Source organism: Novosphingobium sp. (assembly GCF_031424035.1).
Classification (GTDB): Bacteria; Pseudomonadota; Alphaproteobacteria; order Sphingomonadales; family Sphingomonadaceae; genus Novosphingobium.
Genome location: NZ_JANPGP010000090.1, coordinates 1 through 22,179, shown reverse-complemented (window position 1 = coordinate 22,179; position 22,179 = coordinate 1). Strand labels below are relative to the sequence as shown.

20 protein-coding genes and 1 pseudogene are annotated in these 22,179 nt (G+C 64.8%); 16 read left to right on the top strand and 5 right to left on the bottom strand.

What is annotated here, in order from left to right; all coding sequences use genetic code 11:
* The 6 genes from RMO89_RS13170 to RMO89_RS13145 all read left to right on the top strand — a co-directional run bounded on the left by RMO89_RS13170 (window position 1) and on the right by RMO89_RS13145 (window position 4,252).
* Window positions 1–369 (top strand): VOC family protein, encoded by a 369-nt coding sequence (locus RMO89_RS13170; protein WP_310533634.1) that lies wholly within the window; start codon window positions 1–3, stop codon window positions 367–369.
* A 79-nt stretch (window positions 370–448) separates the two neighbouring features.
* Window positions 449–826, top strand: a complete 378-nt coding sequence (locus tag RMO89_RS13165; RefSeq protein WP_310533632.1) for a VOC family protein — start codon at window positions 449–451, stop codon at window positions 824–826.
* A gap of 74 nt (window positions 827–900) precedes the next feature.
* Window positions 901–1,239: a cupin gene (locus RMO89_RS13160; RefSeq protein WP_409035554.1), complete on the top strand. Its 339-nt coding sequence runs from the start codon at window positions 901–903 to the stop codon at window positions 1,237–1,239.
* A 205-nt stretch (window positions 1,240–1,444) separates the two neighbouring features.
* Entirely contained in the window at window positions 1,445–2,044 is a 600-nt protein-coding gene (locus RMO89_RS13155; RefSeq protein WP_310533631.1) for an EF-hand domain-containing protein, read from the top strand.
* A 17-nt stretch (window positions 2,045–2,061) separates the two neighbouring features.
* Complete coding sequence (locus RMO89_RS13150) at window positions 2,062–2,817, top strand: response regulator (RefSeq protein WP_310533629.1); 756 nt, start codon at window positions 2,062–2,064, stop codon at window positions 2,815–2,817.
* Between the two features lies 1 nt (window position 2,818).
* Entirely contained in the window at window positions 2,819–4,252 is a 1,434-nt protein-coding gene (locus tag RMO89_RS13145) for an ATP-binding protein (protein ID WP_310533628.1), read from the top strand.
* Between the two features lie 7 nt (window positions 4,253–4,259).
* Here RMO89_RS13145 and RMO89_RS13140 read toward each other — a convergent pair whose 3' ends face one another.
* Window positions 4,260–6,914, bottom strand: coding sequence for a M1 family metallopeptidase (locus RMO89_RS13140; protein ID WP_310533627.1), 2,655 nt, complete (start codon window positions 6,912–6,914; stop codon window positions 4,260–4,262).
* A 104-nt stretch (window positions 6,915–7,018) separates the two neighbouring features.
* Window positions 7,019–8,593, bottom strand: a complete 1,575-nt coding sequence (locus RMO89_RS13135; RefSeq protein ID WP_310533626.1) for a helicase HerA-like domain-containing protein — start codon at window positions 8,591–8,593, stop codon at window positions 7,019–7,021.
* A 118-nt stretch (window positions 8,594–8,711) separates the two neighbouring features.
* Between RMO89_RS13135 and pabB the strand changes: the two genes are divergently transcribed.
* Genes pabB through arfB form a run of 4 tightly spaced genes read left to right on the top strand, consistent with a single transcriptional unit; the run spans window position 8,712 to window position 12,772 of the window.
* On the top strand, window positions 8,712–10,514 hold the full coding sequence (pabB, locus tag RMO89_RS13130; RefSeq protein WP_310533625.1) for an aminodeoxychorismate synthase component I: 1,803 nt from the start codon (window positions 8,712–8,714) through the stop codon (window positions 10,512–10,514).
* Window positions 10,514–11,692, top strand: a complete 1,179-nt coding sequence (locus tag RMO89_RS13125; protein ID WP_409035555.1) for a pyridoxal phosphate-dependent aminotransferase — start codon at window positions 10,514–10,516, stop codon at window positions 11,690–11,692. Before pabB ends, RMO89_RS13125 begins: the two co-directional genes overlap by 1 nt.
* The gene (locus RMO89_RS13120) at window positions 11,689–12,345 is read left to right on the top strand and encodes an RluA family pseudouridine synthase (RefSeq protein WP_310533622.1); all 657 of its coding nucleotides are present in this window, start codon (window positions 11,689–11,691) and stop codon (window positions 12,343–12,345) included. Before RMO89_RS13125 ends, RMO89_RS13120 begins: the two co-directional genes overlap by 4 nt.
* Complete coding sequence (gene arfB / locus RMO89_RS13115) at window positions 12,338–12,772, top strand: alternative ribosome rescue aminoacyl-tRNA hydrolase ArfB (protein WP_310533620.1); 435 nt, start codon at window positions 12,338–12,340, stop codon at window positions 12,770–12,772. Before RMO89_RS13120 ends, arfB begins: the two co-directional genes overlap by 8 nt.
* Here arfB and RMO89_RS13110 read toward each other — a convergent pair.
* Window positions 12,769–12,975, bottom strand: coding sequence for a hypothetical protein (locus RMO89_RS13110; RefSeq protein ID WP_310533618.1), 207 nt, complete (start codon window positions 12,973–12,975; stop codon window positions 12,769–12,771). The two genes, arfB and RMO89_RS13110, sit on opposite strands and share 4 nt — an antisense overlap.
* A gap of 76 nt (window positions 12,976–13,051) precedes the next feature.
* The gene (locus RMO89_RS13105; protein ID WP_310533617.1) at window positions 13,052–13,345 is read right to left on the bottom strand and encodes a hypothetical protein; all 294 of its coding nucleotides are present in this window, start codon (window positions 13,343–13,345) and stop codon (window positions 13,052–13,054) included.
* A gap of 208 nt (window positions 13,346–13,553) precedes the next feature.
* On the opposite strand from RMO89_RS13105, the gene RMO89_RS13100 reads away from it, so the two are divergent.
* The 4 genes from RMO89_RS13100 (at window position 13,554) to metH (ending at window position 19,221) form a co-directional block, all read left to right on the top strand.
* Entirely contained in the window at window positions 13,554–14,543 is a 990-nt protein-coding gene (locus RMO89_RS13100; RefSeq protein WP_310533653.1) for a metalloregulator ArsR/SmtB family transcription factor, read from the top strand.
* The gene (metF, locus tag RMO89_RS13095; RefSeq protein WP_310533616.1) at window positions 14,540–15,427 is read left to right on the top strand and encodes a methylenetetrahydrofolate reductase [NAD(P)H]; all 888 of its coding nucleotides are present in this window, start codon (window positions 14,540–14,542) and stop codon (window positions 15,425–15,427) included. The genes RMO89_RS13100 and metF overlap by 4 nt, the downstream gene beginning before the upstream one ends.
* A gap of 11 nt (window positions 15,428–15,438) precedes the next feature.
* The gene (locus RMO89_RS13090; protein WP_310533652.1) at window positions 15,439–16,485 is read left to right on the top strand and encodes a homocysteine S-methyltransferase family protein; all 1,047 of its coding nucleotides are present in this window, start codon (window positions 15,439–15,441) and stop codon (window positions 16,483–16,485) included.
* 105 nt (window positions 16,486–16,590) lie between these two features.
* A complete protein-coding gene (gene metH, locus RMO89_RS13085; protein WP_310533614.1) occupies window positions 16,591–19,221 on the top strand; it encodes a methionine synthase in 2,631 nt (876 codons plus the stop codon).
* Here metH and RMO89_RS13080 read toward each other — a convergent pair.
* Window positions 19,218–19,490: a hypothetical protein gene (locus RMO89_RS13080; RefSeq protein WP_310533612.1), complete on the bottom strand. Its 273-nt coding sequence runs from the start codon at window positions 19,488–19,490 to the stop codon at window positions 19,218–19,220. The genes metH and RMO89_RS13080 overlap by 4 nt on opposite strands.
* Window positions 19,491–19,577: 87 nt before the next feature.
* Between RMO89_RS13080 and RMO89_RS13075 the strand changes: the two genes are divergently transcribed.
* Both RMO89_RS13075 and RMO89_RS13070 read left to right on the top strand, forming a co-directional pair.
* The gene (locus tag RMO89_RS13075) at window positions 19,578–20,765 is read left to right on the top strand and encodes a serine hydrolase domain-containing protein (protein WP_310533611.1); all 1,188 of its coding nucleotides are present in this window, start codon (window positions 19,578–19,580) and stop codon (window positions 20,763–20,765) included.
* A gap of 76 nt (window positions 20,766–20,841) precedes the next feature.
* Window positions 20,842–22,074, top strand: a pseudogene (locus tag RMO89_RS13070) (RecQ family ATP-dependent DNA helicase); the annotation flags it as partial.
* Window positions 22,075–22,179 lie beyond the last annotated feature (105 nt).

Below are 22,179 nucleotides of genomic sequence, written 5' to 3'. Positions count from 1 at the left end.
ATGATCGTCAATATGTGCTTCGGCACGCAGGACCTTGAACGCGCGGGCCAGTTTTATGACGCAGTGCTGGGTGAGGCCGGACTGGCGCGCACCGGAGCGAGCGAGCGGTCGATCTATTACGGCAGCCCCGGCGGCGGCGCCGGCTTTGCCGTGACCCTGCCCTTCGATGGCGAGCCGGCAACGCATGGCAATGGCACAATGGCGACGATCGGCGCGGCCGACCGTGCGGCGGTGGACCGGATGCACGAAGCCGCGCTCGCCGGCGGCGGCACTTGCGAAGGCCCGCCCGGAGAACGCGCCAACGGCTATTACGTGGCCTATTGGCGCGATCCCGATGGCAACAAGATGAACGCCGTCGCGCTGGGATAAGTGCAGCGAAACGGCGATTGTCGCCGCGCCTATGTTCCTCTAATGTTCCGTAACGAATCGGCAATCAGGAGGATGTGACATGATCGGCTATGTAACGCTCGGCACCAATGACCGCGCGCGCGGCGCGGCGTTCTATGACGCTGTTTGCGCGGAACTCGGCGTGGGGCGCATGATGGAGAGCGAGGAATTCATCGGCTGGGGCATTCCCGGTGGTGGCGCGGGCATCGGCCTGACGCGCCCGTTCGATGGCAATGCGGCCAGCGTCGGCAACGGGGTGATGGTCGCGCTTGAGGCGAAGGACGAAGCGCAGGTTCAGCGGATCTACGATATCGCGCTGGCCAACGGCGGCACCTGCGAAGGCCCTCCAGGCGAACGCTTCCCCGGCTTCTACGCCACCTATTTTCGCGATCCCGATGGCAACAAGCTCAACGCCCACATCATGACCGTGGCAGGGTGAACGGCCAACCAGATCCGCTTCCCGGCCACCCGCTAACACGCTTCCCAGTCCACCTCGGGCTGGGAGCGACGGCAGTGGTCCAGCCCGAGATGTCCGGACCCGAATGGTATGAAGCCTATGCCACCCGAAATTCGGGCGACGGCGCGGAAGGGCGTCTGGTGGCGCTACACAGCTTCGATGCGGACTGGACGAGCTGGGAAATGCACCCCGCTGGCGATGAACTTGTCATCTGCATTACAGGTGCCATGACGCTGATCCAGCAACTTCCCGAGGGGCGTGAACAGTGCGTGAGGCTTGGGCCGGGTGACTATGCGGTCAATCCGCCTGGGGCCTGGCACACCGCCAATGTTGCGGGAGCGGCCACGGCGCTGTTCGTCACCGCCGGACTTGGCACGCAGCACCGTCCTAGGTGACTTGGCCGCGCTGACTTGCGCCGGGATGAACGGCCAGCAATTGCTGCGACAAATGACGACAATAAAGGCCGAATGCGGCATAGCCCTGCGACAAGGTGGTTCTAGAAGACTGATCAAGGAGGCCGTGCGGACCGTTCATCCCCTCCCCCTTCCCAGAACGGTTCGTGCGGTCTTCCGCTCTATTTACAGGACGAGGACACACTCCATGCGCAAGCACCTGCTTATACTTTCCGCCGCGACGTTGGGCCTGCTTGGCACCGCCGTCGTCGCTCAGCCGATGGCCGACAAGACCATGACCCGCGCAGAAGCCGAAACCAAGGCCGGCGAACACTTTGCCAAGGCCGACGTCAACAAGGACGGAAAGCTCGACCAGGCCGACCGCGAGGCTCGCAAGGGTGATCGCTTCAAGAAGATCGACACCGACGGCAATGGCTCGCTGTCGCAGGCCGAATTTGCTGCTGCGCATCAGGGCAAGGGCATGCGTGGTGGAGATCACGCGGGCATGAAGCATGACGGCATGGGTGCCGGCGGCAAGATGGGCGGCATGAAGCATCGCATGGGTGGCAAGATGGGTGGCCACGGTATGGGCGGCGGCATGATGATGCGCATGGCCGATACCGACAAGGATGGCACTATCACCCGCGCCGAATTCGTCGGTGCCTCGATGAAGCACTTCGACATGACCGACGCCAACAAGGACGGTTCGGTTACACCGGACGAGCGAAAGGCCGCCATGGAAAAGATGCGCGAGCATATGAAGGACATGCGCGGAAAGATGGGGGCCCGCCCCGCTCCCGCAAACTGACGAGGTAAGACACACCGATGCCCGCACCAGCGGCCACTGAAAGTCCTCCTGCCCGGCTGCTCATCGTCGATGACGAAAGCAGCCTGCGTGAACCCCTGGCCGAGTACCTCTCGCGCCAGGGGTTTGCCGTTGCCCAGGCGGCGAGCGCGGCTGACGCACGCAGCCAGTTGCGCGGCGAAGTGCCCGACCTTGTCCTGCTCGACATCATGATGCCGGGCGAGGACGGCTTGTCGCTGTGCCGGCACCTGATCGAATCGCGCCAGATCCCGACGATCTTTCTCACAGCGAAGGGCGAAGCGACAGACCGCATTGTCGGGCTGGAAATCGGGGCCGACGATTACGTCGTCAAACCGTTCGAGCCGCGCGAACTGGTCGCGCGCATCCGATCAGTTCTGCGCCGCGCCTCACGCGGCGGGGCAGCCGGTGCATCGGCCGACAACGAGGTGTTCGAATTCGAAGGCTGGACGCTCGACCCGCTCAAGCGTCGGCTGACCGACGCAGAAGGGTCGGTCGTCGCGATATCCTCGGCCGAATTCCGCCTGCTCATGGCCTTCCTCGAACACCCGCGCCAGGTGCTTGACCGTGACCGCCTGCTTGACATGGTTCAGGGCCGCGAGGCGCACCTGTTCGACCGCGCGGTGGATAATCAGGTCAGCCGTCTGCGCCGCAAGCTCGAGGTCGACAGCCGCAACCCGCAGCTGATTCAGACCGTCTGGGGCGGCGGCTACATGCTCGCCGCCGAAGTGAATCGCCGGCCGGTAGACGGGGCCTGACGTGACCGGGCTGCGCCGCGCATTGCACCGGTTCTGGCCGCACAGCCTGAAAGGGCAGGTGCTGCTGGCGATCGCGCTCGCGCTGCTGTTCGCGCAAGGGTTTTCCGCCGTCCTGCTTTACCGTGCGCAGCATGCCCGGCAGGAAAGCGGCCTGCTTCATACCGCAGCAATGCGGCTTGTCGCCGCGCACCGGAACGAGGATTTGCGCACCGAACCGGCTGTGCCCGAATCTCCGCGCGATGCGCGCCGCACCGAACGGCGCGAACGCATTGATCGGTTCCGCAGCGAACGCCTGGCCCAGTCGCCGATCACCGGCAACGAAACGCGTCTTGCCCATGACGAGGAAGAACTGGGTGAGATCCTGCGCGATCAGGATGTCACAGCCGAGCAACTGCTGGTCGTCCGTCGTCCGGTGTCGCAGGATATCCGGGCGCAGATGCGACTCGCGCACCGCAAGGATCCCTTCGCCAACGTGCAGCCGGAAACGGTGCTGGTAGCCTCGATGAAGGTCGCCGGATCAAGCGATTGGGTGGTGGCGCGCGTCTTCGTGCCGCAAACCGAACGCTTCATGCTGCAGACGCTGTTTATGCAGACCCTGTTTATCTACGCGGTGCTGGTTGGCGCCATGTGGCTGATCCTGCGGCGTATCACGCGGCCCCTGGCGGCGCTGACGCAGCGCGTCGCACATTTCGCCGAAACGCGCGATGCCGATGGCCAACTCGATCCGCAGGGTCCTGACGATGTTCGCCACCTGATCGAGGCGCAGAACGCCATGGAACGCCGCGTCCTGGCGCTGCTCGATGAAAAGGACGTCATGCTGGGCGCCATCGGGCACGATCTCAAGACGCCACTCGCCGCCCTGCGCGTCCGCATCGAATCGGTTGAGGACGAGGCCGAGCGCGGCCGCATGGCGCGCACGATCGAGGACATTACCCGCACGCTCGACGATATCCTCAGCCTCGCCCGCGTAGGTCGCCCCAGCGACCAGGTCGAACAGACCGAGCTCTATGCTCTCGTCGCCTCGGTGGTCGAGGAATACGAGGATATGGGCGATCCGGTGACGCTGGTCGAAAGCAGCCGCATGGCGATGCAACTGCGGCCAACCTGGGTGCGCCGCGCGCTGCGCAACCTGATCAGCAATGCGCTGCGCTATGGCAAAACGGCGCAAGTGACACTGGAGCGCGACGGGCGCAATGCGGTGATTCGCATTGTCGATGAAGGCCCAGGCATTCCGGCGGACAAGATCGCGCTGATGCTCGAACCATTCACCCGCGGCGATCCTTCGCGCAACAGTGAAACTGGCGGTGCGGGGCTGGGCCTCACGCTGGCGCGCGCCATTGCCGAACAGCACGGCGGCTCGCTCTTGCTCGCCAACCGCACCGGCGCGGATGGCTCGGTCATCGGACTAGAGGCCATCCTGCGCCTGCGCGGTTAGCTCGCAATCACTTCAGCTTGAGCACGTCCTTGCTGGCCTCGGCCTTGCGCGCGGTGCGAAGGATGCCGCAGTTGCGGACACGCTCGATCGTGCGTTCCAGTTCAAGCTCGGCGGTCTTGCCGGCAAGGCGCGGGCGCAGCGACTTGGCCAGTTCATCTGCCTGCTCGGCCGAGCAGAAGCCGTTGAGCATCTGCGGCAGGCGCGAGGCGAAGAAGATGCCGCCGCTGCCGTTCAGCAGCTTGTCGAGGTTGGCCTTCATCCACTCATAGCCCATGTCGCGCGTCGCCGGATTGGCCACCACGCCGCGGATCAATGACAGGCGCTCGCTGGGGCGCAGCTTGGGGTCGTTGGCGTCGGCCAGCACCCAGGTGGCGATGTCGGCCTTGCCGCTGCCGCCGATCACGCCAAGGTAGGTCGGGCGCAACGCCGGGTCTTCGGTGACTAGCGCCTTGGCGAACAGCTCCTTGGCGGCAGGCAGCCCGCCATCGGCGAGCCATGCGGCAAAGGCGCCGCCGTACCACATCGCGTCGAGCGCCTTGCTGTCGCCCGCCAGGAAGGCCTTGGCCGCGGCGGCCATCTGCTTGCGGATCGCTGGATCGCGCGCCACGCCGCCGATTGCCGAAACGGTTACCGCGCGGCGTAGGACGCGCTCGGGGTCTTCGCTGGCATAGGCACCGGCCCTCAGGTCCAGCCCAAGCTTTGCCAGTTCGGGACGATAGAGCTTGGCGACGAAGCGGTTGTAGGCGAACTGCGCCTTGTCATCGAACAGCCCGGCACCGCGCAGCGCTTCTAGGCCGTCGATCGCTGAATCAAAAGCGTGACTATCCGGATTGCGCACAAGCTTCCTGGCCAGCGCGCCCAGCTGTCGCACCGATCCGCGACCGGCCTGGAAACTTGCCTTGAGGCTGTCAGCGACGGCCAGCGCTTCGTTGCCCGAAAGCGAGTCGGAGCTGGCGATCAGCTTGTCCCAGTCGGCTGAGGGCAGTTCGAAACGGTAGTACCCGGTGCCGCCGGCATTGGGCATGACCGGGCCGGCCTTGCCCTTGAATGTCAGTGTGGTGCTCGCGCCGTCCATCAGGTCGCACACCCGTTCTGTTCCCTGACGCGCGCAAAGCGGCACGCCCCAGCGTGTTGCTGGGGCCGCTGTGCCAAGCCGGGCATAGCGGCTCTGCGCCGCGGTCCAGCCGTGCTTGCCGGGGGTGAAAGTGATTAGCGGCACGCCTTGCTGGCGGGTGAAGCTTTGCATTGCGGGCAGCAGGCGCGGGTCGCCCGAAACCTCTGCCATGGCCCCGAAAAAGTCGCCGCTGGTCGCGCTGCCATAGCGGTGCTTGGCCATATAGGCGCGCACGCCGTCGCGGAATTTCGTGTCACCCATGAAGGCGGCGATCATCGCGACGACATGTCCGCCTTTGCCATAGGTGATTGTGTCGAAGGCGGCGTCGATCTGTGCGTCGGTGCGGATCGGCTGCTGGATCGGCCGGCCAGCGATGAGCGAATCGGTGTTCATCGCGGCAAAGCCCTCGGCATTGGCGCCCGAGCCGATGTTGAGATCGGGCCGCCATTCGCCGCCGATGCGATAGCCCATCCAATTGGCGAAGCTTTCGTTCAGCCAGATATCGTCCCACCACGCGGGAGTGACGAGATCGCCGAACCATTGGTGCGCCAGTTCATGGCTGACGACCATGCCGAAATTGCGCTTGGTTGGCACCGGTGAGCCCTCGTCGAGCACGAGGATGCCATCGGCGTAGAGATCGGCCCCGGCGTTCTCCATCGCGCCGGGCATGATCGGCGAGGTGATCTGATCAAGCTTGGGATAGGGGAAGCCTTGGCCGAAATAGGCTTCGAGCAGCGAGACGATTGGCTTCGAATTTTCCAGCGCATAGCTGATGCGCGCGGCATTGGGCTTGGTCGTGACGATGCGCAGCGGCAGGGGGCTCGCGCGCTGGGGCGTGGGCGGCACGGTGCTTTCGACCATGGCAAACGGCCCGACCATCACCGCCACCAGATAGGTCGGCAGCGGCAGGGTCGGCGCATAGCGGTGTACGTCGAGGCCCGCTTCCTCGCGGGTCGAGGTCTGCGGCGCATTGCTCACGGCGGTCAGCCCCTTGGGCGTGCGCAAGGTGACTTCGAACGGTGTCTTGAAGCCGGGTTCGTCGAACGAGGGGAAGGCGGCGCGAGCATCAATCGACTGGAACTGCGACCACGAATACCAATCGTCAGCCACCTTGACGCGGAACAGGCCGGCGGGGCCGGTGTTGAACGGCGCGTCGTAATCGAAGGCGAGCGTCACCTTGCCGGCGGGCAGCGCTTCGGGGAAGGTCAGACGGGCAAGGCCGCTGTCGGTGCGCTGGGTCCAGGTGCCGACCACGGTCTTGCCGCCGGCCGTGGCGGTCGCCCGCGTAACATTGAGGTCGCGGCCATGCAGATCGATGAAGCTCGAAGCCGCCTTCAGCTCGGCGTCAATCTCGACATGGCCGGAAAACCGATCCTTCGCCGGGTCGACGGTCAGGTCTAGCCGGTAGGTCTTCGGCGCGGCGGCATCGGTTAGCTGGCCTTGCGGAACAGCCGCGCTGTCAGCCGGGGTGGCGCGGGTTTCCGCCGCAAGAGCAGGGGCGGCGATAGCGAGCGACAGGGTCGAGGCGGCAGCGAGCAAAAGACGCATGGAATCTCCGAAGGGCGCAAGAACGGGTCTTGCGCCCTTGCATGGCGCAACTGATTGCAAATGCAACCGTCGATGAACCGCCGATGCGCGCCGACGAAGGACATTCAGCGCAGCAAGCTGCCCAGAATCGAGCGCGCGAACCGCCCGAAAATCGCTCCGCCCAGCTGCGTGGCAATCGCACCGCCCGCCGCACTCGCGGCAGAGGCCATCGGCGATCCGGCTGACTTGCGCCCGGTCATCTTGCGCGCAACCATCGTGCCTGCCGAAGCGGCGGCTGCGCCCATTGCCGCCTTGCCGGCACGCTCCCACAGCGAGGGCGAGCGGCGCTCGGACGAGTGCTGCGCCTCTGCTCCTTCAGCTTCGACCTGCTGCGCGGCGGCGGCGGCATCGGCGGCCTTGGCCTGCAGCACTTCCTCGGCGCTTTCACGGTCAACCAGCGTGTCATACTTGCCATCGAACGGGCTGATCGACTGGATGATCGCGCGTTCCTTGTCGCTCACCGGGCCCAGCCGCGAGCGGGGCGGGGCGACCAGCGTGCGCTGGACGATGGTCGGCGCGCCTTGTTCGTCCAGCACAGAAACCAGCGCCTCGCCCACCTTAAGTTCGGTGATCGCGGTTTCGACGTCGAGGTCGGGGTTGATGCGGAAAGTCTCTGAAGCGGCGCGGATCGCCTTCTGGTCGCGCGGAGTGAAGGCGCGCAGCGCGTGCTGCACACGGTTGCCCAGCTGGCCGGCGATCTTGTCGGGAATGTCGATCGGGTTCTGGGTGATGAAAAACACGCCTACGCCCTTCGAACGGATCAGGCGGACGACCTGCTCGATCTTCTCGAACAGGGCCTGCGGGGCATCTTCGAACAGCAGGTGCGCCTCGTCAAAGAAGAACACCAATGTCGGCTTTTCGACATCACCGACTTCGGGCAACGCCTCGAACAGTTCGGACAGCAGGTAGAGCAGGAATGTGGCGTAAAGTTTCGGGTTCTGCATCAGCTTGTCGGCGGCGAGCACGTTGATCACGCCCTTGCCGTTTTCGTCCGTGCGGATGAAATCGTGAATTTCGAAAGCCGGTTCGCCAAAGAACTTGTCCGCGCCTTGGCTCTCGAACGACAGCAACTGGCGCTGGATCGTGCCGACGCTGGCCTTTGAAATGTTGCCATAGGTCGATGCCAGCTCGCTGGCGTTTTCAGCGCAGGTCATCAGCACTTGCTGCAAGTCGTCAAAGTTGATCAGCAGCAGGCCGTTGTCATCCGCCCACTTGAAAGCGACCGTCAGCACGCCTTCCTGCGTTTCGTTAAGGCCCATCAGGCGCGACAGCAGAAGCGGCCCCATTTCCGAAATCGTCGTGCGGATCGGGTGGCCCTTTTCGCCATAAAGATCCCAGAAAATCGCCGGATTGTCGTGATAGGTATAGGGATCGATGCCGATCTCCTTGGCGCGGGCTTCCAGCGTGGCGGCGTGCTTGAAGTCGGCGCTGCCCGCCATCGATACGCCGGCAAGATCGCCCTTCACATCGGCCATGAACACCGGCACCCCGGCCTGAGAAAACTGTTCGGCCATGGTCTGCAGGGTCACCGTCTTGCCGGTGCCAGTCGCGCCTGCGATCAGGCCGTGGCGGTTGGCGCGGTTGAGGCGTAGTTCCTGCCGTTCGCCGTTCGATCCCAGCCCGATGTAGATATTGTCCATTGAGACGCGTGCTCCCGGTTTGATTCCCAGCGACGGGCTTAAGGCGGGATGAGCGCTTGTGCGAGAGGAAATCGCACCGCTGGCCAGCGCGGCCAATCCTCACTAGAAGCGCGCCGCTATGCCTGCCCCCTTCATCCTGCTTGACGACGCCCGCAGCGAAGGCGCGAGCCCGGCGCGGTTCTATCGTGACCCGGTGGAACTGGTGATCGCGCGGCGCGGCGACGAGGTTCTGCCGGCGCTGGACAAGCTGGCCGCGCTCCATGCCGCCGGCCATCACCTCGCCGGGTGGATGGCCTACGAGGCCGGGCTGGCGCTCGAAAGCCGGCTGGCACGGCTGTCCGATGGGCGCACCGGGGCGGCAGGTCCGTTGCTATGGTTCGGGGCATTTGCCGGTTACGACACGATTGCCGCCGAGTACGTCCCCGCATGGCTGGCTGCGCGTGCAGAAGGCAAGGCCAGCGTTGGCCCGCTTGATCCGGCGCTGTCGCCGGGCGGTTATCGGCGTGCGTTCGAGGCGGTGCAGGCGGCGATTACTGCCGGTGACATCTATCAGGCGAACCTCACTTTCCCGTTGGCCGGGGCCTTTCACGGAGACCCCTTGGCGCTCTATGCGGCGATCCGTGCGGCGGCAGGCGCTGGCTATGGCGGGCTGATCCATGACGGCACACAATGGCTGGCGAGCTTCTCGCCCGAACTGTTTGCCGCGCTGCGCGGGCGGCAGGCCATGGTCAAGCCGATGAAAGGCACACGGCCGCGTGGGCGCAATGCGGCGGAGGATGCCGCGCTGTCCGAAGAGCTGGCGCAATCGGAAAAGGATCGCGCCGAAAACCTGATGATCGTCGACCTGCTGCGCAATGACCTCAGCCGGGTGGCCGATCCGGGCACGGTCAAGGTCGAGCGGCCCTTTGCGGTCGAAAGCTATCCCACCGTCCACCAGATGACGACCACAGTGCGTGCGGACCTGCGCGCGGGCTTCGGCCCCATTGATCTCGTGCGCGCGCTGTTCCCCTGCGGATCGATCACTGGCGCGCCGAAAATTCGCGCGATGGAACTGATCGACGCATTCGAGCGCGATGCGCGCGGGGCCTATTGTGGCGCGATTGGCCGTATCGATCCCCCAAGCTCTAATGGAACTGGTGAGGCGGCGTTCAATGTGGCAATCCGCACCTTGCGGCTGACGCCCGGAGAGAATGGCCGGGGCAGCGCGGTGCTGGGCGTCGGCTCGGCGGTGGTCGCGGATTCGGAATGGCTCGCGGAATGGCGCGAAGGCCTGGTCAAAGGAGGTTTCGCAAGAGGCATGGCGGGCGGCTTTGACCTGATCGAGACGATGGCGTTCACACCCGAGGGCGGAATTCCGCTGCTCGAACTGCATCTGGAACGGCTGAAGGCCAGCGCGGGCGAACTGGGTTTCGCCTTCGATCGCCACGCCGTGCGCAATGCAATTCAGGCGCTGTGTTTCGAGATCGAGGGGCCAGCGAAAGTGCGGCTTGTCGTTGCGCGCAGCGGGGCCCACGCGCTTGAGATTGCGCCGATGCCTGAGGCCTATGACGGGCCGGCCACCTGCGCGGTGCTGCGCCTGCCGGTGGACAGCGGCGACTGGCGGCTGCGCCACAAGACGACTGACCGCCAGTTCTACACCGCCGCGCTTGACGCGGCGAAGGGCGCAGGCGCGCAGGAGGCGCTGCTGCTGCGCGATGACGGCCTCGTCACCGAGGGCAGCTTCACCAACCTGTTTGTCGAGCGCGATGGCAAGTTGCTGACCCCGCCCGCGCAACTTGGCCTGCTGCCCGGCGTGTTGCGCCAGTCGCTGATCGAGGCTGGGCAAGCCGAGGAAGCCGAACTGTCGCTGGATGATCTGTCAGGCGGGTTCCTGATCGGCAATGCCCTGCGCGGGCTGATGCCGGCCCGCTTGCTCTCATGATGGCTGTTGGCGTGAGGCTTTCCGCCGCCCTGTCGCGCGTTGCCCCGTCGCAGACCACGGCGATGACCGACCGCGCCATCGCGCTGCGCGCCGAGGGCCGCGACATCATCTCGCTGTCGGTCGGCGAACCCGATTTTGCCACGCCGGCCCATGTTGTCGCTGCGGCCAAGGCGGCGCTCGATGCCGGTGACACGAAATACACCGCAGTCGGCGGCACGGCGCGGCTCAAGGCTGCGGCGGCGCTGCATTTCGCGCGCGACCTCGGCATCCAGACCGATCCCTCGCGCGTGATCGTCAGCGCCGGCGGCAAGCAGGCGATTTTCCACGCACTTCTGGCCACGGTCGATCCCGGCGACGAAGTGCTGATTCCCGCGCCGTGGTGGGTGTCCTATCCGGAAATCGTCAATTTCGCTGGCGGCACGGTGGTGCCGATGCAGACCAATGCGGCCGGCGGCTTTCGCATCACGGCGGACCAGCTTGAAGCGGCGATCACCCCGCGTACCCGCTGGCTGCTGCTGAACAGCCCCGGCAATCCCACGGGCGCCACATATTCCTCGGCAGACCTTGCCGCGCTGGGCGAGGTCTTGCGGCGGCATCCCCAGGTGCTCGTCATGAGCGACGATATCTACGCGCCGCTGCGCTACACGCCGGGTCGCCATGCGACACTGGCGGTGGAATGTCCCGAACTGGCGGAGCGCGTGCTGACGGTATCGGGCGTGTCTAAAAGCCATGCCATGACCGGCTTCCGCATCGGCGTCTCGACTGGCCCGAAGTGGCTGATCGACGCGATGGAGACGTTGCAGTCGCACTCCTCGGGCAACCCGGCCTCGATCAGCCAGGCCGCAGCCGTCGCCGCCTTTGAAGGCCCGCAGGACTTCCTAAAGGACTGGTGCGAGATTTTCCGCGCCCGGCGTGACCGGGTGGTTGCGGCGGTGGGCGCGATTCCCGGTCTCACGACCCCGGTGCCTGACGGCGCGTTTTATTGCATGATCGACGCGGCCCCGCTGATGCACCGCTTCGGTGACGATCGCGCGCTGGTGCTCCATCTTCTTGATCACGGCGTCGCCGTGGTCCCTGCCTCTGCCTTCGGCGGTCAGAATGGCTTTCGCATTTCCTTCGCTGCCGACGAAACCAAGCTGGACGAAGCCATCCGGCGCATCGGAGCAGCTCTGGCATGACCCCACTCACGATCCTCTTCGAAGACGGCGAAGCGCTCGTCATCGACAAGCCGGGCGGCCTGCCGCTCGATCAGCCGCGCGCCGGTGGGCGCAGTCTGGAAGACCGGCTCGAAGAATTGTGCTTTGGCTTTCAGCGGGTGCCTTTCCCGGTCCACCGGCTCGATCAGGACACCTCGGGCTGCCTGCTCCTCGCGCGCAATCCCAAGGCGTTGAAGCGCTTTTCGGCGGCATTTGAAAACCGGCAGGTGGAAAAGCGCTATCTCGGTATCGTTGCAGGGGCGTTGCAGGAAGAAAGCGGCACCATTGCACTGTCGCTGAGCAAGATCTCCAGCGCCGAGAAGGGCTGGCGGATGATCGCCGCTAAAAAGGGCAAGGAAGCAGTGACGCACTGGCGCAAGATCTCCGAATGCGGCGGCAACACCCTCGTCGAATTCCGCCCGGAAACCGGCCGCACACACCAGATTCGCATCCATGCCCTCGCCGGACTCGGCGTGCCGCTGCTCGGCGATCCGATCTATGGCGATGGTTCCGGAGCACCGCGCACGATGCTCCACGCCGCTGGCCTCACCGTCACCCGCGAAGGCAAGCCGTCGATTGAAGCGATGGCGCCGTTACCGGCCGATTTCCGCGAACTCGGCTTCAGCGATGGCTGATGAAGCCGGCGGCAATGCGGTGGAGCGTGCGGTGGAACTGGCCATGGGCGCGCTGAGCGAAAGCTTCATCGCCGCAGCCGGCCCCGGCGGTCAGAACGTCAACAAGGTTGCAACCGCCGTTCAGGTCCGGCTCGATGTTTTCGCGCTGCGGCTGGAACCGGCGGTTTTCCAGCGGTTCAAGACGCTCGCCGGCAGCAAGATGACCTCGCGCGGCGAACTGGTGATGACCGCGCGCTCGCACCGCACGCAGGAAGCGAACCGTGCCGATGCGCGAGACCGCATCGCCGAACTGATTCGCGCGGCGCATGACTTGCCGCAAAAGCGCGCGAAATCGCGGCTCAACCGGGTCGGCAAGGAAAAACGGCTGCAAGGCAAGAAGCTGCGCGGCTCGGTCAAGGCCGGACGCGGCAAGGTGTCTTTCGACTAATTCGCCGGGGCGGCGCTGGCAGGTGCTGCCGGTTCGCCGCGCGGTGCCGGCGGAATGGCGCTCGGGCTGAGTTGCTTCGCCTCAAGCATTTCGGCCGCTTCGTCGAGCGCCTTGGCCTCGCCAGCGGTGACCTCGCCCGGCGCATCGCTGCTGCTGCCGCAAGCGGCCAGAAACAACACAGGGGCGATAGCCAAATACTTCATAATTCAGGACCTCAGGCAAGCCGGGCGCGGCAGCACGATCGCCGCCGCGCCCGCTCTTGCGTCAGGAACGGCCAGCTTACTGCTTGGGTTCCGCATCCGCCTTTTCAAGGTCTTCGAAATCAGCTGCAGTCTTGGCGGCCGCGTCCTTGACTTCGTCCGGCGTCTTGGCGGGAGCGGCAGCTTCGCTGGCTTCGGCAGCTGTCTTGTCCTCGACCGGCATGGCCGATGCTTCTGCCGAATTCATTGCTTCCTCAGCCGGCATTTCGACGTTGTCGGCGCTGGCTTCGGCGTTGGGATCGTCAGTCTTGGCGCAGCCGGCGAGCGCAAACAGGGCCATCGGAGCAAGGGCGGCAAAGGCAATCTTCTTCATGTCGGGTCCCTAGTGAAGGTGGCAATGAAAGGTGGCATTGTCCCGGAGTGGTCCAGGGCATTGGACTGAGTCTAGCCAAGCCTTGCCGACAAGACAAATGCCATTTCACACTTTTGAAGCGAAGAGAAAAGGCACCCCAGAGATTGGCAAAACGCACACTTGAAGAGATATAAAGATTTCTTTATATGACCTCTCCATAGTCATGACCATGAAGATCGATCCCACCCTGCGCGCGCTTGCCGATACCACCCGGCTGCGCATCATGCGGCTGCTCGCCCACATGGAGCTGGCCGTGGGAGAACTCGCACAAGTGCTCGGGCAAAGCCAGCCGCGCGTATCGCGCCACGTGCGCATCCTGTGCGATGCCGGCCTTGCCGAGCGCCGCCGCGAAGGATCATGGGTGTTCCTGCACATCGCCATAGCAGCTGACCGAGCCCCGCCGATCGGCGCCGCCGTCGCTCGCCTGCTCGATGCGGCAGAGGCCGATGATGCCCAGTTCGCCGCGCGCTGCGAGGAGGACCGCCGCCACCTCGCCGCGATTCGCGCAGCACGCGAGAATCAGGCCGCCGCCTATTTCGCCCGCCACGCAGGCGAATGGGACCAGCTGCGCACGCTGCACAGCGCTGATGAGACGGTGGAGGCCGCACTGCTCGAAGTCGTTGGCTGCGATCTCGGTTCACTGCTCGATGTCGGCACGGGTACCGGGCGCATCGCCGAACTGCTCGGCCCACGTGCCAGTCATGTCACCGCGCTCGACAAAAGCCCGGAAATGCTCCGCATCGCCCGCGCCCGGTTGCAGCACTTGCCATCTGGCCATGCTGACCTCGTTCAAGGCGATTTCTCGGCCCTGCCCTTCGCCGATGCCGCGTTTGATACGCTGACTTTTCACCAGGTGCTGCACTATGCGCAGGATCCCGGCGGCGTGCTGGCCGAAGCTGCGCGCGTAACCCGGACGGGCGGTCGCGTCGCCGTGATCGATTTCGCCGCGCATGATCGTGAGGAACTGCGCAGCACTCATGCCCATGCCCGCCTTGGTTTTTCCGATGAGGCGATGCTGGCCATGCTCGCCGAGGCCGGGTTCTCCGCCGGATCGGCGACCGCGCTTCCGGGCCGCGAACTCACTGTCAAGATCTGGACCGGCACCCGCAATGCCGCCCAGCCCCTCCGTTCCCCTGCACGAAAGAGCCAGCCGGCATGACCGCTCAAGCCCCGATGTTCGCCGACTTGGCGGGAGACATCTCTGTCAGTTTCGAATTCTTCCCGCCCAAGACCGAGAAGATGGAAGAGCAGCTGTGGCAGGCGATCACCCAGCTTGAGCCGCTGAACCCCAGCTTCGTCTCGGTGACATACGGCGCCGGCGGATCGACGCGCGAACGCACGCACGCCACCGTCTCGCGCATTGTCCGCGAAACCAGCCTCGTGCCCGCCGCGCACTTGACTTGCGTGGCGGCAAGCAAGGGCGAGATTGCCGAAATTGCCGACCAATACTGGGAAGCCGGTGTGCGCTCGATTGTCGCCTTGCGCGGCGACCCGCAAGGCACCGATGCACGCTTCGCCCCGCACCCCGATGGCTATGCCAGTGCTGCCGACCTCGTCGCCGGTCTTTCGGCGCGCCATGCCTTCGACATCTCGGTCGCCGCCTATCCGGAAGTCCACCCCGAAGCTGTCGATGCCTCGGCGGATCTCGACAATCTCAAGCGCAAGCTTGATGCCGGGGCCAACCGCGCGATCACCCAGTTCTTCTTCTCGCCCGAAGCCTATTTCCGTTTCCTCGACAAGGCGTTGGCGGCGGGCATTTCCGCGCCGATCCTGCCCGGTATCATGCCGGTGACCAGCTTCGCCGCGATCCGCCGCATGTCGGCCAACACCGAAATTCCCGCGTGGATGGAAGCGATGTTTGAAGGTCTGGACGACCGCCCCGGCCCACGCGCGCTGGTCGCTGCCGTGGTCGCTGCCGACCTGTGCCGCCGTCTTTACGAAGGCGGTGTCCGCGACTTCCATTTCTACACCCTCAACCGTGCGGAACAGGCTTATGCGACCTGCCATCTGCTCGGCCTGCGTCCCAAGGAGACTGCGGCATGACCGCCCATCACATGACCGCGCGTGAGAAACTGCTGGCCGAGGCCGCAAAGCGCATCCTCATTACTGATGGCGCCTTTGGCACCGAGATCCAGAACTGCAAGCTGACCGAGGCGGACTATGCCGGGACGCTCGGTCTGACGAAGGACCAGAAGGGCAACAACGACATCCTCGCCCTGACCAAGCCCGAAGTGCCCGAAGCCATCCACCGCGCCTATTTCGCCGCCGGGGCCGACATTGCCGAGACCAACACGTTCAGCGCCAATCGCATCAGTCAGGCCGACTATGCCGCTGAGCATCTGGTGCGCGAAATCAACGTCGAGAGCGCGAAACTGGCCCGCAAGGTGGCCGATGAATTCGAGGCGCTGGATGGCCGCCCCCGCTTCGTTGCCGGCGCCATCGGGCCGACGAACAAGACGCTGTCGCTCTCACCCGATGTCAACGATCCGGGCTTCCGCGAGATCGATTGGGACACGCTTGTCGATGTCTACAAGGAACAGGCCGTCGCACTCGTCGAAGGCGGCGCGGACTTCATCCTGGTCGAAACGGTGTTCGACACGCTCAACGCCAAGGCCGCGATCATGGCGGTGAAGCAACTTGAGGCGGAACTGGGCCGCGAAGTTCCGATCATGCTGTCGATGACGCTGACCGACCTGTCGGGCCGCAACCTCTCGGGCCACACGGTCGAGGCGTTCTGGCACGCGGTGCGCCATGCCAAGCCGGTGACGGTCGGCCTCAATTGCTCGTTCGGCGCAACCCAGCTGCGCCCGCACGTTAAGGCGCTATCGGAAATCGCCGATACGCTGATCATGGTCTATCCCAATGCCGGTCTGCCCAACGAACTCGGCGCTTATGACGAGATGCCCGAGACCACGGCGGGCCTAGTGGCCGAATGGGCGCGGGCCGGGCAAGTGAATGTTCTGGGCGGTTGCTGCGGATCGACCCCGGCGCATATCGCCGCGATTGCCGAGGCGGCGAGCGCGCTGCCGCCACGCCAGTTGCCGGTGCTTGAGCGGGTGACACGGCTTGCAGGCCTCGAACCGTTTATCATGGCGGCCTGATTTTGCATCGTCCCGGACCTGATCCGGGACCGCTGGCAATTCCACGCTGCGCCGTCTGGCCAGCGATCCCGGGTCGAGCCCGGGATGACGAGTAGAGAAAAGATTATGACTACGGCTTCCTCCCCCGCCCGTCCTAGTGGCGCCCGTTTCGTCAACGTCGGTGAACGCACCAACGTCACCGGGTCGGCCGCGTTCAAGAAGCTGATCCTTGCGGGCGACTATGCCAAGGCGGTCGAGGTCGCGCGCCAGCAGGTCGAGAACGGCGCGCAGGTGATTGACGTCAACATGGACGAAGGCTTGCTTGATGCGGTCTTCGCCATGACGACTTTTCTCAAACTGATCGCTGCCGAACCGGACATCGCGCGTGTGCCGGTGATGATCGACAGTTCGAAGTGGGAAGTGATCGAAGCTGGTCTGAAATGTGTTTCGGGCAAGCCGATCGTCAATTCGATCTCCATGAAGGAAGGCGAGGCGCCGTTCCTCGATTCGGCGCGAAAATGCATGGCTTACGGCGCCGCCGTGGTCGTCATGGCCTTTGATGAAAAGGGCCAGGCCGACACCAAACAGCGCAAGGTCGAGATCTGCGAGCGCGCCTACAAGCTGCTCACCGGCATGGGCTTCCCGCCCGAGGATATCATCTTTGACCCCAACGTCTTCGCCGTCGCCACCGGCATCGAGGAGCACAACAATTACGCGGTCGACTTCATCGAGGCGGTGAAGGAAATCCGCGTCTCGTGCCCGCACGTCCACTTCTCGGGCGGGCTGTCGAACCTCTCGTTCTCGTTCCGCGGCAATGAGCCGGTGCGGCGGGCAATGCACTCGATCTTTCTCTACCACGCGATCCCCGCCGGGCTCGACATGGCCATTGTCAATGCCGGCCAGCTCGACGTCTACGATACGATCGACCCCGAACTGCGGCAGGCCTGCGAGGACGTGATCCTCAATGCAGACGAAGGCGCGACCGAACGCCTCGTCACCCTCGCCGAGAAGTTTCGCGGCACCGACGTGGCACAGGAAAAGGCCGCCGAGGAATGGCGCGGCTGGGACGTGGTTCGCCGCATCGAACACGCACTGGTCAAGGGCATCGACGCGCATATCGTCGACGATACCGAGATCGCCCGCGCCGAGATCAAAGCGCGTGGCGGTCGCCCGATCGAAGTGATCGAAGGCCCGCTGATGGAGGGAATGAACACGGTCGGCGACCTGTTCGGATCGGGCAAGATGTTCCTTCCGCAAGTGGTGAAATCGGCGCGCGTGATGAAGAAGGCGGTCGCTCACCTGATCCCCTTCATCGAGGCCGAGAAAACCGCCGCGTCGAAGCCCAAGGGCAAGATCATCATGGCCACGGTCAAGGGTGACGTTCACGATATCGGCAAGAACATCGTCGGCGTCGTGCTCCAGTGCAACGGCTACGAAGTGATCGACCTTGGCGTCATGGTGCCGTGGACGACGATCATCGAGACCGCGCAAAAGGAAAAAGCGGACATCATCGGCCTGTCAGGCCTGATCACGCCAAGCCTCGATGAGATGGTCACCGTGGCCGAGGAAATGCAGCGCGCCGGCATGACCATCCCGCTGCTGATCGGCGGCGCGACCACCAGCAAGCTGCACACCGCGCTGCGCATCGATCCGGCCTACGAAGGCCCCGTGATCCACGTGCTCGACGCCAGCCGCGCGGTCGGTGTCGCCTCGCAATTGCTGTCGGACACGCAGGCTGAGGGTTTCATCAAGACCACCGCCGACGACTACCAGCACATGCGCGATGTGCGCGCTGGCAAGGAACCGACCGTGCTGCTCTCCATCGACGATGCGCGCGCCAACGGTTTCAAGGCCGACATGAGCGAGAAGGCCCCGCCGCCCGAACAACCCGGGGTCCACGTGTTCGAGGACTGGGACCTCGCCAATCTGGTCGAATGCTTTGACTGGACACCGTTCTTCCGCGCTTGGGAGCTCGCCGGTGTCTATCCCGCGATCCTCAATGACGTAGTTGTCGGCGAAAGCGCGCGGGCGCTCCATGCCGATGCGTTGGCGATGCTCGACAAGATTGTCAGCGAAAAGTGGCTCACTGCCAAGGGCGTTTGTGGCTTCTGGCCCTGCGCGCGCGATGGCGATGATGTGACGCTGCACCTTGATGACGAGCGCAACCTCAAGCTGCCGTTCCTGCGCCAGCAGATCCGCAAGAGCCGCGACCGGGCGAACTATTGCCTCGCCGATTTCATCGATCCCGATGGCGACTGGCTGGGCGGTTTCGCGGTCGGAATTCACGGCATCGAACCGCATCTCGAACGCTTCCGCAGCCAGCATGACGACTACAACGACATCCTGCTGAAGGCGCTGGCCGACCGTTTTGCCGAGGCCTTTGCCGAGCGGCTCCACCAGCATGTCCGCACGACGCTGTGGGCCTATGCGCCGGGCGAGCAGCTGACCAACGAGGCGCTGGTCAAAGAGCAATATCGCGGCATCCGCCCGGCCCCCGGCTATCCTGCCTGCCCGGATCACACGCTCAAGCCGATCCTGTTCGAACTGCTCGATGCCGGGAACACGGCGGGGCTGGTGCTAACCGAATCGATGGCCATGCTGCCGACGGCGGCTGTATCAGGCTTCTACTTTGCCCACCCCGAGAGCGAGTATTTCGGCGTGGCGCGGATCGGACGCGACCAGCTGGCCGACTATGCCGCGCGCTTTGGCCGGAGCGAGAGCGAAACCGAGCGCTGGCTGCGGCCCAACCTCGACTAGTCCGTCTCGAACTTCGCCGGGCGTGACAGCAGATAGGGCAGCTCGCTTGACGCGATGCTGGTTTCCTTGCCGTTGTGGTGCAACAGCGTCACGCGGCCCAACCCGGCATTGACCACGGCGCCGGCCACGGTGTCGATCCACTTGTGCAGCTCGGCGTGGATATGGGCGAGCGCATCGCCGCCCGTAGTCGCTTCGGCAGAGCTTTCAACCTCTGCGCCAAGTTCCTGCACGCGTTCGATCGCGGCCCCAAATTTGTCTTCGTTTTCCATCGGCAATCCCTTCGGGCGACTTCATGCCACAGCCGTTCCCGCGCAAACAGGCTCGACCTTGGGCGCAGTGGCTTTATCATCGCGCCGATGTTGCTGACTGCACCCCTGCTCATGGCCACCGCTTTGGCTGGCCCCCCGCCTGCTGCCCCCCAGCCTGCCGCTGTTGCCGTCTCCTTTGATCGCAAGGGGACCAGGACGGTCGTCGCCGAAGGCATGGCTGACCGCGAAACCGGGCGGAAAGTCACCGCCGACGATCCCGTACGGATTGCCAGCATATCAAAGCTGGTGACCGCGATGGGCGTGATGCGGCTGGTCGATCAGGGCAAGTTGGACCTTGATCGTGACGTATCGGACTATCTAGGCTGGAAGCTGCGGCACCCGGGTTTCCCCGACAAGCCGATTACCTTGGCCATGCTTCTTTCGCATCAGTCGGGCCTGCTCGACGGGCCGGACCTCTACATCATCCCGCTGGACATGACCCTGCGCGAACGCCTTTCCGATCCGCGCGTGTGGGATGCGGCCCATGCGCCGGGTTCGGGCTGGTTCCACTACACCAATCTCAACTTCCCGGTTGTCGCCAGCGTGATGGAGCGGGCAACTGGCGAGCGCTTTGACCGGTTGATGGCGCGGCTGGTGCTCGGGCCGCTGAGGCTCGACGCCTGCTTCAACTGGGGCGATGGCTGTTCTCCGGCGATGATCAAGCGTGCCGTGGTGCTTTACCGGTCGACCGGCGAAGTGGCCAAGGATGATCTTCAGGGGCGGCGTCCGGACTGCCTCGTCGTGCCTGCCGCTGACAGTTCATGCGATCTCGCCAGCTACCGGCCCGGAGACAACGGCGCGCTGTTCTCGCCGCAGGGCGGCCTGCGGATTTCGATGAAGGGCCTTGCGCGGCTGGGTCAGACGATCTCCGGCAATGCGGCGAACGGATTTCTCTCGCAGCCGAGCTATTCGCGCATGTTCAAACCGGTGTGGACATTCGACGGCGCTAACGGGCTGGGCGAGGACGGCGAGTCTGGCTTTTTCTGCGCTTATGGGCTGGCGGCACAGCGGCTCGCCAATAGGCAGGAAGGGTGCCGTGATGATCCGTTTGGCGATGGCGTGATGCGGTTCGGCCATTCCGGCGACGCCTATGGCCTGAAGGCCGGCTTGTGGTTTGATCCATGGACGGGCCGGGGTGTCGCCTATTTCACCAGTGCGGTGCCCGATGGCGATAAGGGCGCCCGCAGCGCCTTCACCAGCCGCGAGGAAAGCCTGATCGACCGCTTGCCGCGCTGAACCGCAACGATTCCGGGGGCAAATCCGGCTTTCACTGCTGCCCAAGCGCCCGGACATCTGCCATAGGGCGGCGGCAATGCTCGATAGTGCCGAACTTCTCCCCGCGCTTCACACCACCTTCGGCTTCTCCGCCTTTCGCGGGGTGCAGGAGCAAGTGGTGCGCCGAGTGCTCGCCGGGCAATCGACGCTGGCGGTGATGCCCACTGGCGCGGGCAAGTCGCTGACTTACCAGCTGCCCGCCACAATGATGCCGGGCACCTGCGTGGTGATCTCCCCGCTGATCGCGCTGATGCACGACCAGCTCCGTAGTGCCGAGGCCAACGGCATCCGCGCCGCCAGCTTGACCAGCGCAGACAGCAACCGCGAAGAAACCATCGACCGCTTCCGCGCAGGTGAGCTCGACCTGCTCTATGTCGCCCCCGAACGCGCCAGCCAGCAGCATTTCCGCGACCTGCTGAATGCGGGTCAGATCAGTCTGTTCGCCATCGACGAAGCGCATTGCGTTTCCGAATGGGGCCACGATTTCCGCCCCGATTATCGCGCGCTGCGTCCGCTAATGGACAGCTTTGCCGATGTGCCGCGCCTTGCGCTGACGGCAACGGCAGACGCGCATACCCGCGCCGATGTGCTCGCCCAACTGGGCATCGATGCCGAAGGCCTGATCGTCGCCGGGTTTGACCGGCCGAACATCCGCTATGCCATCCGCCATCGGCAAGGCGGCTTCACCCAGCTCCGCGACCTGCTCAAGGAACAGCCCGGCCCGGGGATCATCTATGCCCCGACCCGCCGCAAGGTGGAGGATCTGGCCCAGAAACTTGGCGAGGCAACCGGGCGTCGTGTGCTGCCTTATCACGCCGGCCTGCCGGCTGAACAACGCGCCGCCAACCAGTCGGCTTTCGTCGCCAGTGAAGACATGGTCATGGTCGCCACGGTCGCCTTTGGCATGGGCATCGACAAGCCCGACATCCGCTGGGTCGCCCACGCCGATCTGCCGAAGTCGATCGAGGGCTACTATCAGGAAATCGGCCGCGCGGGCCGCGATGGCTCGCCCGCCGAGACGATGACCCTCTACGGCCCCGACGACATCCGCTTGCGCCGGACCCAGATCGACGAGGGGGCTGCTCCGGGGGACCGGAAAGCGGCGGACCATACCCGGCTGAATGCCCTCCTGGGTCTGGCCGAGGCTTTGGGCTGTCGGCGTCAGGTGCTGCTTGGCTACTTCGGCGAACAGGCCGACCCCTGCGGGAATTGCGATCTTTGCGACCGCCCCGCGTTGCTGTTCGACGCGACCGAGGCGGTCGCAAAGATCGCAATTCCCGCAGGGGTCGGCCTGTTCGCCGAAGTAGCCCAGCAGCACCTGACGCCGACAGCCCAAAGCCTCGGCCAGCCCCAGAAGGGCATTCAGCCGGGTATG

Bases quoted from the DNA above. Each gene is read 5' to 3' on its own strand.
- RMO89_RS13170 (WP_310533634.1), top strand. From the start codon at position 1: ATGATCGTCAATATGTGCTTCGGCACGCAGGACCTTGAACGCGCGGGC.
- RMO89_RS13165 (WP_310533632.1), top strand. From the start codon at position 449: ATGATCGGCTATGTAACGCTCGGCACCAATGACCGCGCGCGCGGCGCG.
- RMO89_RS13155 (WP_310533631.1), top strand. From the start codon at position 1,445: ATGCGCAAGCACCTGCTTATACTTTCCGCCGCGACGTTGGGCCTGCTT.
- RMO89_RS13150 (WP_310533629.1), top strand. From the start codon at position 2,062: ATGCCCGCACCAGCGGCCACTGAAAGTCCTCCTGCCCGGCTGCTCATC.
- RMO89_RS13140 (WP_310533627.1), bottom strand. From the start codon at position 6,914: ATGCGTCTTTTGCTCGCTGCCGCCTCGACCCTGTCGCTCGCTATCGCC.
- RMO89_RS13135 (WP_310533626.1), bottom strand. From the start codon at position 8,593: ATGGACAATATCTACATCGGGCTGGGATCGAACGGCGAACGGCAGGAA.
- pabB (WP_310533625.1), top strand. From the start codon at position 8,712: ATGCCTGCCCCCTTCATCCTGCTTGACGACGCCCGCAGCGAAGGCGCG.
- RMO89_RS13125 (WP_409035555.1), top strand. From the start codon at position 10,514: ATGGCTGTTGGCGTGAGGCTTTCCGCCGCCCTGTCGCGCGTTGCCCCG.
- RMO89_RS13120 (WP_310533622.1), top strand. From the start codon at position 11,689: ATGACCCCACTCACGATCCTCTTCGAAGACGGCGAAGCGCTCGTCATC.
- arfB (WP_310533620.1), top strand. From the start codon at position 12,338: ATGGCTGATGAAGCCGGCGGCAATGCGGTGGAGCGTGCGGTGGAACTG.
- RMO89_RS13110 (WP_310533618.1), bottom strand. From the start codon at position 12,975: ATGAAGTATTTGGCTATCGCCCCTGTGTTGTTTCTGGCCGCTTGCGGC.
- RMO89_RS13105 (WP_310533617.1), bottom strand. From the start codon at position 13,345: ATGAAGAAGATTGCCTTTGCCGCCCTTGCTCCGATGGCCCTGTTTGCG.
- RMO89_RS13100 (WP_310533653.1), top strand. From the start codon at position 13,554: ATGAAGATCGATCCCACCCTGCGCGCGCTTGCCGATACCACCCGGCTG.
- metF (WP_310533616.1), top strand. From the start codon at position 14,540: ATGACCGCTCAAGCCCCGATGTTCGCCGACTTGGCGGGAGACATCTCT.
- RMO89_RS13090 (WP_310533652.1), top strand. From the start codon at position 15,439: ATGACCGCGCGTGAGAAACTGCTGGCCGAGGCCGCAAAGCGCATCCTC.
- metH (WP_310533614.1), top strand. From the start codon at position 16,591: ATGACTACGGCTTCCTCCCCCGCCCGTCCTAGTGGCGCCCGTTTCGTC.
- RMO89_RS13080 (WP_310533612.1), bottom strand. From the start codon at position 19,490: ATGGAAAACGAAGACAAATTTGGGGCCGCGATCGAACGCGTGCAGGAA.
- RMO89_RS13075 (WP_310533611.1), top strand. From the start codon at position 19,578: ATGTTGCTGACTGCACCCCTGCTCATGGCCACCGCTTTGGCTGGCCCC.